Source organism: Streptomyces sp. Ag109_O5-1, from assembly GCF_003814875.1.
In the GTDB taxonomy this organism is placed as follows: Bacteria; Actinomycetota; Actinomycetes; order Streptomycetales; family Streptomycetaceae; genus Streptomyces; species Streptomyces sasae.
Genome location: NZ_RKQF01000001.1, coordinates 5,583,747 through 5,595,584 on the forward strand (window position 1 = coordinate 5,583,747; position 11,838 = coordinate 5,595,584).

At 72.2% G+C, this 11,838-nt stretch carries 9 protein-coding genes; 3 read left to right on the top strand and 6 right to left on the bottom strand.

The window, feature by feature from the left end:
- Positions 1–14: 14 nt before the first annotated feature.
- The 4 genes from EDD90_RS25070 to ssd all read right to left on the bottom strand — a co-directional run bounded on the left by EDD90_RS25070 (position 15) and on the right by ssd (position 3,995).
- Positions 15–794, bottom strand: a complete 780-nt coding sequence (locus tag EDD90_RS25070; RefSeq protein WP_123975298.1) for a type II secretion system F family protein — start codon at positions 792–794, stop codon at positions 15–17.
- A complete protein-coding gene (locus EDD90_RS25075; RefSeq protein WP_185149210.1) occupies positions 791–1,651 on the bottom strand; it encodes a type II secretion system F family protein in 861 nt (286 codons plus the stop codon). Before EDD90_RS25075 ends, EDD90_RS25070 begins: the two co-directional genes overlap by 4 nt.
- A 68-nt stretch (positions 1,652–1,719) precedes the next feature.
- The gene (locus tag EDD90_RS25080) at positions 1,720–2,901 is read right to left on the bottom strand and encodes a TadA family conjugal transfer-associated ATPase (RefSeq protein ID WP_123975300.1); all 1,182 of its coding nucleotides are present in this window, start codon (positions 2,899–2,901) and stop codon (positions 1,720–1,722) included.
- Positions 2,898–3,995, bottom strand: a complete 1,098-nt coding sequence (gene ssd, locus EDD90_RS25085; RefSeq protein ID WP_123975301.1) for a septum site-determining protein Ssd — start codon at positions 3,993–3,995, stop codon at positions 2,898–2,900. The genes EDD90_RS25080 and ssd overlap by 4 nt, the downstream gene beginning before the upstream one ends.
- A gap of 570 nt (positions 3,996–4,565) precedes the next feature.
- Between ssd and EDD90_RS25090 the strand changes: the two genes are divergently transcribed.
- Positions 4,566–5,402, top strand: coding sequence for an HAD family phosphatase (locus EDD90_RS25090; protein WP_123975302.1), 837 nt, complete (start codon positions 4,566–4,568; stop codon positions 5,400–5,402).
- A gap of 380 nt (positions 5,403–5,782) precedes the next feature.
- On the opposite strand, the gene EDD90_RS25095 is transcribed toward EDD90_RS25090, so the two are convergent.
- The gene (locus EDD90_RS25095) at positions 5,783–6,607 is read right to left on the bottom strand and encodes an oxidoreductase (RefSeq protein WP_123975303.1); all 825 of its coding nucleotides are present in this window, start codon (positions 6,605–6,607) and stop codon (positions 5,783–5,785) included.
- A gap of 76 nt (positions 6,608–6,683) precedes the next feature.
- Between EDD90_RS25095 and EDD90_RS25100 the strand changes: the two genes are divergently transcribed.
- On the top strand, positions 6,684–7,688 hold the full coding sequence (locus tag EDD90_RS25100) for an ATP-binding protein (RefSeq protein WP_185149211.1): 1,005 nt from the start codon (positions 6,684–6,686) through the stop codon (positions 7,686–7,688).
- Between the two features lie 26 nt (positions 7,689–7,714).
- On the opposite strand, the gene EDD90_RS25105 is transcribed toward EDD90_RS25100, so the two are convergent.
- A complete protein-coding gene (locus EDD90_RS25105; protein WP_123975305.1) occupies positions 7,715–8,977 on the bottom strand; it encodes a hypothetical protein in 1,263 nt (420 codons plus the stop codon).
- A 338-nt stretch (positions 8,978–9,315) separates the two neighbouring features.
- On the opposite strand from EDD90_RS25105, the gene EDD90_RS25110 reads away from it, so the two are divergent.
- Positions 9,316–11,727 carry a SulP family inorganic anion transporter gene (locus EDD90_RS25110; RefSeq protein ID WP_123975306.1) on the top strand — a complete coding sequence of 804 codons (2,412 nt, stop codon included), beginning with the start codon at positions 9,316–9,318 and terminating at the stop codon, positions 11,725–11,727.
- The last annotated feature ends 111 nt before the right edge of the window (positions 11,728–11,838 follow it).

Below are 11,838 nucleotides of genomic sequence, written 5' to 3' on the forward strand. Positions count from 1 at the left end.
TGCTGTCGCCGCTCTCATCCACCACCCCCTCGCAGCACCCCGCCCGCCAGCCCGATCACCACGGGCAGCACCCCGACCGCGATGAACGCGGGCAGAAAGCACAGCCCCACCGGCGCGGAGATCAGCACCGCCGCCCGGCGCGCCCGCGCGGTCGCGCTCCGGGCCCACTCCGCGCGGGCGTCCGAGGCGAGCCGGGCGACCGGGGCGGCCGCCGGCAGCCCGGACTCGTCCGCGCGCTCCAGCAACCGGGCCAGGGCGTCCGCACCCGGCAGTGCCGCCAGCCGCCGCCAGGCATCCGCTGGTTCACCGCCCAGCCGTACCTCCGCCGCGCCCCGCGCCAGTCCTTCGCCGACGGGTCCGCCGAGGGCCTCGCCGACGGCCTGGGCGGCGACCACCGGACCGGCCCCGGCGGCGATGCAGGCGGCCAGGAGGTCCGAGGCGAGGGGGAGTTGGCGAGCGGCCTCGGCCGCCTCCGCCTCAGTCGCCCGCTCCTCATCCCCGTTCCGGCGCCGCCACCGCCACAGCCCCGCGGCGGCGCCCAGCCCCAGCAGCGCGCCGACGACTCCGCCGACCAGCACCCAGCCGCCGCACACCACACCGACGACCGGCAACCACCTGCGGACGGCACCCCTGACGTCGGAGTGCTTCTCCGTCCGCTCCAGGGCCAGCAGTTCGGCCACCCTGCGCCTGGCCCAGCGCCTGCGCCGGGCCGACTCCAGTCGCCACACCGCCCAGCCCAGGGCCGACAGCACCGCGACCGTCACCCCCAGCCTGTGGACAACCTCCGCGCTCATGCCGCCTCAGCTCCCCGTACGATCCGGGCCGCCCACCACATCCCGGCGGCCTCGAACACCGCGCCGACGGCCAGGCAGCCCAGCCCGGCCCCGGTGTGCAGCAGTACGCGCAGCGGATCGGCGCCCATGGCCGAACCGAGCAGAAGGCCGAGGGCGGGCAGGGCGGCGAGCATCACGGCGGTGGCGCGGGCTCCCGACAACTGGGCGCGCAGGTCGGCACGTTGGTCCCGCTCGGCGCGCAGGGCCGCATCCAGGCGGTCGAGGCCGGCAGCAAGTCCCGCACCCTGGTCGACGGCCACCCGCCAGCAGGCCGCGAGACCCAGCAGACCGTCGGCGCCCCGCCGGCGCGCCGCCACCGCGAGCGCGCCGGGCACGTCCCCGCCGAACCGCGCGGCCGCGACCACGGCCGCCTGCGCCTCGCCGAGCCCTCCGGAGTCCCTTGCGGCCCGCAGCAGCGCCTCACCGGGCTGCCGTCCCGCGCGCACCTCGCCGGCGAGCGCTCCGCACAGCGCGATCACCGCGTCGGCCCGCGCCTCCCGGACCCGCCGCGCCTGACGTGCCAGCCGCACCCGGCGCAGGACCGGCACCCCGGCCGCTCCCGCGAGGACCGGAATCACCGAGGCGGCAAGGAGAGCCAGCACGACACCGACGGCCGGCGCCCACCACTCACCCCGCCACCGGCCGCACAGCCGCCGGAGTTCCCCGACCGTCCGCTCCCAGGAAGGCGGCCCGTCGGCCACCACCCCGCCACCGGCGAGCAGCAGCCGCGTCCGCCGCACCTCGCGCTGCCGCTCGGCCAGGAGCCACGCCATGACCCCACCGCACACCACGACCGCGCCGAACGTCGTCTCACCCATCACCCACGCCCTTTCCTCTCATGCATCACTCAGGCCACTTCAGAACGGAGCACTCGACCGCCTCGGACTCACGGATCGCCGCCATCGCTGCGCAGCAGTTCCCGCAGCCGCTCCCACCCGCGCTCCCGTGCGAACGCCTCCGCGCCCCAGCGCAGCGCCGGTACCGTCCGCACCAGCCCCGAGGAATCCCGCTCCAGCACATGCACCTCGGCGATCCGCCGCCGGCCCGCGCGGTCCCGCACGAGGTGCAGCACCACCGACAGCGCGGCCGCCAACTGGCTGTGCAGGGCGGCCCGGTCGAGACCGGCGGCCGTGCCGAGGGCCTCCAGGCGGGCCGGTACGTCCGCGGCCGCGTTGGCATGCACCGTGCCGCAGCCGCCTTCGTGTCCGGTGTTCAGCGCGGCCAGCAGGTGCACCACCTCGGGCCCGCGCACCTCGCCGACGACGAGCCGGTCGGGCCGCATCCGCAGCGCCTGCCGGACCAGGTCCTCCAGGGTGACCAGACCGGCGCCCTCCTGGTTGGCGGGTCTGGTCTCCAGCCGTACGACATGCGGGTGTTCGGGCCGGAGCTCGGCGGAGTCCTCGGCGAGCACGATCCGCTCCCCCGCCCCGACCAGGCCGAGCAAGGCGCTCAGCAGGGTCGTCTTGCCGGTACCGGTGCCGCCGCTGACGAGGAAGGAGAGCCGGGCCGCCATGAGCGCGCGCAGGATCCGGTCGCCGCCCGGTGGCACGGTCCCGGCCGCCACCAGTTCGCCGAGCGTGAAGGCCCTGGGTCGCACGACCCGCAGCGACAGGCAGGTGCAGCCGACCGCCACCGGAGGCAGGACCGCGTGCAGCCGGGTGCCGTCGGGCAGCCGGGCGTCCGCCCAGGGCCGTGCGTCGTCCAGGCGTCGCCCGGCCACCGCGGCCAGCCGCTGCGCGAGGCGTCGTACGGCCGCCGCGTCCGGGAAGGCGACCGGGGTCAGTTCCAGGCCGCCGCCGCGGTCCACCCAGACCCGGTCCGGGGCCGACACCAGGACGTCGGTGACCGTGGGGTCGGCGAGCAGGGGTTCCAGCGGGCCGCTGCCGACGAGTTCGGAGCGCAGTTGCTCGGCCGCGCCGAGGACCTCGGCGTCGCCGAGCACGCGCCCCTGTTCGCGCAGCGCCTGTGCCACGCGCGCGGGGGTCGGTTCGGCGCCGCTCTCGGCGAGCCAGCGCCGTACGCCGTCGAGGAGGGCCGGGCCGCCCGCGCCCGCGGTGCCGGGCTTCATACGCCACCCGCCTCGACCAGCGTCCGCTCCCAGAAGTCCTTGCAGAAGCGGGCCAGTGGTCCGCGGGCGGCGGAACCGGGTGGTTTGCGGTGGGGGCGGGACAGACCCGGTTCGACGGGGACTTCGCCGGCCAGCGGCAGTCCGAGCAGCCGGGCCACCTCGTGGTCGTCCAGCCCGGGCGCGTACGGCCCGCGTACCGCCGCCCGCAGATCGCGCACGACCATGCCGACGGTGGCCGCCACCCGGCCGGCGGCCGCGACCGCGCGGAGTTCGGCGGGGACCACCAGGACACAGAGGTCGAGCTGCGCGAGGACCTCCCTGACCTCGTCGTCCAGCCGGCGGGGCAGGTCGACGACGACGGTGCCGCCGCGCCGTCGGGCGGCCGCCAGCACCGCGCGGACGGCGGGCGGCGGGATCGCCACGCTGTCCCCGCGGTCCCAGCTGAGGATCCGCAGCGAGTGCAGTTCGGGCAGCGACTCCTCCAGGGCGCCGCTGCCGAGCCGGCCGCGCGAGGCGGCGAAGGCGGGCCAGCGCAGGCCCTCGGCCGTCTCGCCGCCGAGGAGTACATCGAGTCCGCCGCCCAGCGGATCCGCGTCCACGAGCAGGGTGCGCAGTCCCTCCCGCGCGGAGGTGACGGCGAGCGCGCAGGCCAGCGTGGAGGCACCGGCCCCGCCCCGGCCGCCGATCACCCCGACGGTGAGGGCCGGGCGGCCGACCCCCTCGACGACGTCGGCGATCCGGTCCACCAGCCACTGCTCGCCGTCGGGCAGCATCAGGACGTGATCGGCGCCGATCTCCACGGCCCGTTTCCACACATCGGGGTCGTCCTGGTCGAGGCCGACCAGGACCACTCCCCGGCGGCGCGCGGCCCCGCGCAGCCGCCGCGCGGCGTCGTCGCCGACCAGGACGAGCGGGGCGGACTCCCAGCCGCCGCCGCGTTCGGGTACGCCGTGATGGACCTCGGGTTTGGCGCCGGCTGCGGCGCACAGACGCAACAGGTCGTCGAGGAGTTCGGCGTCCTCGGTGACGATCATCGGACGTCCGGGCCGTCCCGAGGCGGCGTACGGCGGTTCGTGGGTGACAGTTCCGGCCACGTGAGCTTCCCCCTTGGCTGCGTTCTTGCGCGCGGCCACTGCGGCCACGCGATTCCCAAACGTGTGAAGAACCGGCAAGCGGCCTCCATATGCACGGCCGACAGAAACCGGCCAATGGCGCCCGACAATCGGAACCGGCCATGAACTCGCCGCCGCCGGAGCGCGCTGGAATCACGGTGCAGCGAACCGGGAAATCGTGTGGATCTTGGTCCAGAACTGTGGACAACTCGATGGTTGTGAATATCGCTGTCACCCATACCGGTGAGGCCCGTTCTGTGCCCTGTGCGAGTTCCGCAGAGCAGCGCTGCGACTACCCAGGGTGACGGATCACGGGCATGAGAGAAGGACGGCCGAAGCCGCCCGATCAGGGCCGCACGGCCCGCGAGAGAGGCGAAAAACCCACCCGGACATGCGACGACCCCCACCGGGGGGGAGAGTGGGGGTCGTCTCCACGGCCGACTCGGGGGGGGAGGAGCCGGACCGGGTTAGCACGGTCGCGAACGATCCGTGACTTCCATGGTGTACCCGAGAGACCTCTCAGGCAAACCCACACGCCCCACCTTACGCCGAATGGTGGGCGCCTATGCTCGGGTCGTGGAAAACCACTCCTTGCCCCGCACAGCGGCCTTCTTTGACCTGGACAAGACGGTCATTGCGAAGTCGAGCACGCTCACGTTCAGCAAGTCGTTCTACCAAGGCGGTCTGATCAACCGCAGGGCGGCGCTGCGCTCCGCGTACTCCCAGTTCGTCTTCATGGTCGGCGGTATGGACCATGACCAGATGGAGCGCACCCGCGCATACCTGTCCGGTCTCGTCCGTGGCTGGAATGTCCAGCAGGTCAAGGAGATCGTCGCCGAGACCCTGCACGACCTGATCGACCCGATCATCTACGACGAGGCCGCCTCCCTCATCGAGGAGCACCACCGGGCCGGCCGGGACGTCGTCATCGTGTCCACCTCGGGCGCCGAGGTGGTCGAGCCGATCGGCGAACTCCTGGGCGCCGACCGGGTGGTGGCCACCCGCATGGTCGTCGGCGACGACGGCTGCTACACCGGCGAGGTCGAGTACTACGCGTACGGCCCGACGAAGGCGGAGGCCATCCGTGAACTGGCCGCGTCCGAGGGGTACGACCTCGACCGCTGCTTCGCCTACAGCGACTCGGCGACCGACGTGCCGATGCTTCAGGCAGTCGGGCATCCGCACGCCGTGAACCCGGACCGCGCGCTGCGCCGCGAGGCACTCGCGCGCGGCTGGCCGATTCTGGACTTCCACCGTCCGGTACGGCTCAAGCAGCGGATCTCCGCACCGCCGCGCCCCGCCCTGGTCGCCGCTGCCGCCATAGGGGCGGCGGCCGCCACCGCGGGCCTGGTCTGGTACGCGAGCCGGCGCCGAAGCACGGTCGCCTGACCCCGCACCCTCCCCCTCTTTCACCCGTTCGGCCTATCGACACCCCTTTAGTCCGTCTTTGAAGCTAAAAGTAAAGAACTGTAGGCAGGGCTTCCGCTTGCTCCAGGCTTGCAGTACAAAGGGGTTAGCGGCCCGCGAGACCAAAGGACATCCGAGAGGATCACCTTTAAAACGCATTTGGCCCCACGGACCCCGCATGAACACCGAGCACCCACGCGACGTCGACCCGTCGATTACGGGCCAGCCGCACCAGGTGACGGGCAAAGTACCCGACCTGATGGGCGACATATCGAGGACGCTTGGTAACCCGGTGAACATGCCAGCGGCGGTACGAGGACTCGTACCGCCGCAACCCTTTTCGGCCGCCTACCGGGACACCTTCACGCCGCTCCGCGCTGCAGCGCCTCGCACACCGCCGTCGACTCGCGCACACCCAGCTCGACCGCGCGCCCGCAGTGCGCGATCCAGGCCGCCATGCCCTCCGGAGTGCCGGAGACATAGCCGTCCAGGGCCGCCAGATAGGAGGCGCGGCCCAGTTCGGCGTGGCCGACCTCGGCGGGGCAGATCGCCTTGGGGTCGAGACCGCTGCCGATCAGCACGATCCGCTCGGCCGTACGGGCGACCAGCCCGTTGTACGACGTGAAGGGCCGCAGCGCGAGCAGTTCGCCGTGCACCACGGCGGCCGTCACCAGCGCGGGCGCCTGTGTCCCCGCGATGATCATCTCGGAGAGCCCGTCCAGGCGCCCGGACACCTCGTCGGCGTCCGGCAGCGGCAGCTCGACCAGCGGCTCGTCGGCGCCTTCCCCTGCCCGGCGCGGCCGGCCGACCTCGTCACCGCCCGTCGCGGCCGCCACCAGATGCAGCCGGGCCAGCACCCGCAACGGCGACTGCCGCCAGATGGACAGCAGTTGGCCCGCCTCGGCGGTCAGCCGCAGGGCCGCGCCCACCACGCGCGCGTCGTCGTCGACACCGAAGTCGGAGCGCCGCCGCACCTCCTCCAGCGCCCAGTCGGCACCGGACAGTGCGGCACTGCCCCGGGCGCCGCGCAGCGCGGCCTCGGAGGTGACGGCGTTGCTGCGGCGCCGCATGACCCGGTGCCCGTAGACCCGGTCCACGGCCTTGCGCACGGACTCCACGGACTCGGCCACACCGGGCAGCGAGCCCAGCACCGCGAGCGGATCGGCGCTCGCACCTGTCGTACTCATGAGTACGACAGTACGCACCCCTCCCTTCCACTCCACGAAGGAGTGGTCTTCTTCACTCCACTCGACACATACAGCTATGTGCCGACTACCCTTCGTGAACATGAAAATTGCTTTCGTCGGGAAGGGCGGCAGCGGCAAGACCACGCTCTCCTCCCTGTTCATCCGCCACCTGGCGGCCGCCGGCGCGCCGGTCGTCGCCGTCGACGCCGACATCAACCAGCACCTGGGTCCCGCGCTCGGCCTCGACGACGCGGAGTCGGCAGCACTGCCCGCGATGGGCGAGCGGCTCTCCCTGATCAAGGACTACCTGCGCGGCAACAACCCGCGCATCACCTCCGCCGCGACGATGATCAAGACCACCCCGCCCGGCGAGGGGTCGCGGCTGGTCCGGGTGCGGGAGCCCAACCCGGTGTACGACGCCTGCGCGCGGCCGGTGGAACTCGACGGTGGCGCCGTCCGTTTGATGGTCACCGGGCCCTTCACGGACGCCGACCTGGGGGTCTCCTGCTACCACTCCAAGACGGGTGCGGTGGAGCTGTTCCTGAACCACCTCGCCGACGGCCCCGACGAATACGTCGTGGTCGACATGACCGCGGGTTCGGACTCCTTCGCCTCCGGCATGTTCACCCGCTTCGACATCACGTTCCTCGTCGCCGAGCCGACCCGGAAGGGGGTCTCCGTCTATCGCCAGTACAAGGAGTACGCCCGGGACTTCGGCGTCGTGCTGAAGGTCGTCGGCAACAAGGTGCAGGGACAGGACGACATCGACTTCCTCCGCGCGGAGGTCGGGGGCGACCTGCTGGTCACGGTCGGGCACTCGGACTGGGTACGCGCCATGGAGAAGGGCCGTCCGCCCCGGTTCGAGCTCCTGGAGGACGCCAACTCCCGCGCCCTGCACACCCTCAAGGTGGCCGCCGACGCGACGTACGAGCTGCGGGACTGGGAGCGCTACACCCGGCAGATGGTCCACTTCCATCTCAAGAACGCCCTCTCCTGGGGCAATGAGCGCACCGGGACCGACCTGGCGGCACAGATCGACCCCGGCTTCATGCTCGGCGAGGGACTGGCGGCGCCCGCCTGACGGAGCCGCCGACCCCCGCCCGTCGCCTACTGCCTGACCGCCGGCGCCCCGGGCACCCCCTTCGGCGCCGGGGCGGGACGGCCGGACAGGAAGGACGCCCAGCCCTGCCGTGGGGCCTCGCCCACGTTCAGGGTGCGCAGCCTCGCCAGGACCTGCGGATCCTGGGCGTCCAGCCAGTCGGCGAGCTGGTGGAAGGAGACACAGCGCACCTCGGGCTTGTTGCACACGTTCTCGACGACCGAGTCGATGGCGCGCATATAGGTGCCGCCGTTCCAGGACTCGAAGTGGTTGCCGATGACGAGCGGCGCCCGGTTGCCGTTGTAGGCCCGGTTGAAGCCCTGGAGCAGCCCGTCACGCATCTGGTCGCCCCAGTAGTCGTACTTGTCGGGGTCACCCTGGGTCGAGGTGCCGGACTGGTTGACCATGAAGTTGTAGTCCATGGTCAACTGCTCGAAGGTGTGGCCGGGGAAGGGGACGAGCTGCATCGACAGATCCCACAGCCCCTCCTTCTTCTTGGGCCAGACCTGGTCGTTGACACCACTGGTGTCATAGCGGAAGCCCAACTCCCGGGCCGCCTGCGTGAAGTTCTTCTGCCCCTCCAGGCAGGGGGTGCGGGCGCCGATGAGCTCCTTGTCGTAGTCGAAGGGCAGCGGTGCGGCGTCCTTCATGCCCGTGTTGGTCTTCCAGGTCTTCACGAACTGCTTGGCCTGGGCGATCTCGCTCTTCCACTCCGCCACCGACCACTCGCCGACCCCACCGTCGGGGCCGCAGAAGTGCCCGTTGAAGTGGGTGCCGATCTCGTTGCCCTCCAGCCAGGCCAGCCGGAGCTGCTTGACCGTGTCGGCGATGCCCTGTTCGTCGTTGAAGCCGATCTCGGAGCGGCCGGGTGAGTGCTGCGGAGGCCGGTAGAGGTCCCTCTTCTCCTCGGGCAGCATGTAGACGCCGCTGAGGAAGTACGTCATGGTCGCGTTGTTCTCCTTGGCGACCTTGCGGAAGTGCGAGAACAGCTTCTGGCTGTCCTCACCCGAGCCGTCCCACGAGAACACCACGAACTGCGGGGGCTTCTCACCGGGCTTGAGTCGCTCGGGCACGGGCAGATGCGGCTGGGCCCCGGTGTACGCGGTGGAGCCGTCGCCGATCAGACGGACCACGCTCTGGGGCGCCGGTGCTCCTTTCTGCGGCCCGGACGCCCCTTCCTTGGAGTTGGTGCCGGTCGCGCAGCTGGCGAGCGACGCGGCACAGGCCGCGGCGGCCACGGCGCCGACGGCGATCCTCTGGGTGGCGGCCAATTCCGCCCACCTTCTTCCTTCTCTCGGCGAACGCCGGTGACGGCGTTTTATGGCGATGTGCCGGGTATGTGCCGACAGCGCCGCCAAGGTCGCATAGGACCGAGAGAGGGATTAATACGACAAGCCGATGAACTGCTCACTTCACCCAGCGAGGTGAACTGATGCCCCATTTGCGTAGAAAATTCATGCCCGACCTTTACTCTGCATTACGATTCATTTACTGAGTGTTGATTTATCCCGCCACTGCACGCCGTGACCCACGGCCGCGTCCGAGCCCCGCCCCCGGGCGAGGGGACCCCCAGATCCGCGACCGCGCCGCCCCGGAGGAGACGGGAAACATGTCGTCAGCCTGCGTACCCACCCACCCCGAGCCACTGAGCCCCGCCCGAACCGGGGCCCCGACTCCCCGCAGCACCAGCCGTGCCGACCGCCCGCTGCACCCGGCCACACCCCCGCGCCACGGCTTTCCCCCCGACGGCGCCGACCTCTCCGCGTCCGTCGCGGTGTTCCTGATCGCCCTGCCGCTGTCCCTCGGCATCGCCCTCGCCACCGGCGCCCCGCTCCAGGCCGGCCTCGTCGCAGCGGCCGTCGGCGGTCTGGTCGCCGGGCGGCTCGGCGGCTGCCCGCTCCAGGTCAGCGGCCCGGCCGCCGGGCTCACCGTGGTCACCGCCGACCTGATCCACCGCTACGGCTGGCGGGCCACCTGCGGCATCACCGTCCTGGCCGGACTCGCCCAACTGGGCCTGGGCTGCCTGCGCGTGGCCCGCACCGCACTCGCCGTCAGCCCCGCCGTGGTGCACGGCATGCTCTCCGGTATCGGCATCACCATCGCCGTCGCCCAGCTGCACATCGTCCTCGGCGGCAGTCCACAGAGCTCGGTCCTCGCCAACGTCCGTGCGCTGCCCGCACAGTTGGCGCACCTGCACCCGGCCTCCGTGTCGATGAGCGCACTCGCCCTGGCCCTGCTCCTCGGCTGGCCCCGGATCCCCGGCAGACCGGGCGAGCTGCTGCGCAGGGTCCCGGCCGCCCTGGTCGCCGTCGCCGGTGCCACCGCGACCGCCTCGCTCACGGGGCTCACCCTGCCCCGGGTCGACCTGCCGTCCTGGAGCAGCCATGCCCTGGCGGGACTGCCAAAGGGGCCGGTCCTCGGCATCGCCGCCGCCGTGCTCACCACCACCCTGGTGTGCAGCGTGCAGTCGCTCCTCGGCGCGGTCGCCGTGGACAAGCTGGTGGCCGGCCGCTCCGGCCCCCAGTCCCGGATCTGCCGCTCCGATCTGGACCGGGAGCTGCTCGGTCAGGGCGCGGCCAACATCGTCTCCGGCGCGCTCGGCGGACTGCCGGTCGCGGGGGTGGCGGTGCGGAGTTCGGCGAATGTGCGATCCGGGGCCGTCAGCCGGAACTCCACGATGCTGCACGGCGTTCTCGTAGTAGTCGCCGCGCTGCTGATGGTCCCGGTCCTGGATCTCATTCCGCTCGCCTCGCTCGCCGCCCTGGTGATGGCCGTCGGCATCCAGATGGTGTCCCTGCACCACATCCGCACGGTGACCCGCCACCGTGAAGTGCTGGTGTATGCCGTCACCACACTCGGGGTGGTTCTCCTCGGCGTCCTGGAGGGCGTGGTCCTCGGGGTCGCCGTGGCCGTCGGCCTCGCCCTGCACCGCCTCGCCCGCACCCGCATCACCCACGAACAGAAGGGAGGAGTCCATCACGTACACGTGACAGGACAGCTGACGTTCCTCGCGGTGCCCCGGCTCAGCAGAGCCCTGCATCTCGTACCCCAAGGCGCCGACGCCGTGGTGGAGCTGGACGGTTCGTTCATGGACCACGCGGCGTACGAGTCACTGCAGGACTGGCGGAAGGCCCACACCGCGCAGGGCGGCTCCGCCGAACTGACCGGCTGCCGCACGGGCGTCCGCTCGGCGGAGTACGGCCACCGCCCGGAGCACGACCGCGGGCCCGCGTACGGCCACCGGTCCGAGCCCGGGAGCCGCGCCGTGCACCGCCATGGTCCGGAGCCCAGCGGGAGTCACGGTCCCGGACCCCGGCTCGGCGGATCGGCCGACGCCGGTCATGAACTCGCCCGTGGGATCAGCGCGTTCCAGCGCGACACCGCGCCCCTGGTGCGGGAGGAGCTGGCCCGGCTGGCGCGCGAGGGGCAGCGGCCGTCGCAGCTCTTCCTGACCTGCGCCGACTCCCGGCTCGTCACCTCGATGATCACCTCCAGTGGTCCGGGTGACCTGTTCGTGGTCCGCAACGTCGGCAACCTGGTCCCCCTTCCGGGTGAGGAGAGCGGCGACGACTCGGTGGCGGCCGCGATCGAGTACGCGGTGGACGTACTGAAGGTGCGGTCCATCACGGTCTGCGGGCACTCCGGGTGCGGGGCGATGCAGGCCCTGCTGACCGCCGGGTCCGGGGCCGGCACGACCCCGCTCGGACGGTGGCTGCGGCACGGGCAGCCGAGCCTGGCGCGGCTGGCCGACGACGGCCGTCCCTGGGTTCGGCTGGCCGGGCGGGCACCGGCGGACAAGGTGGAACAGCTCTGTCTGACCAATGTGGTCCAGCAGTTGGAGCACCTGCGGGCGCACGACTCGGTGGTTCGGGCGCTGGCGGCGGGCTCGCTGGAGCTGCACGGGATGTACTTCCATGTGGGCGAGGCGCAGGCGTATCTGCTGGGCCGGTCCGAAGGCGACGAAGAGGGGGAGGTGTTCGAGGGGGTGCCGGGCGCGGAGGAGCTGCACAGCCCGGCCTGAGGAAGGGGCGGCGAGGCCCGTCGGCGCCGGGTCGGTGAGGGCTTGCCGGCGTGGTCCGGGCGCTCTCCGGCGAGGGCCCGCTGTGCCATGCCACACTCAACAGGTCTAAAC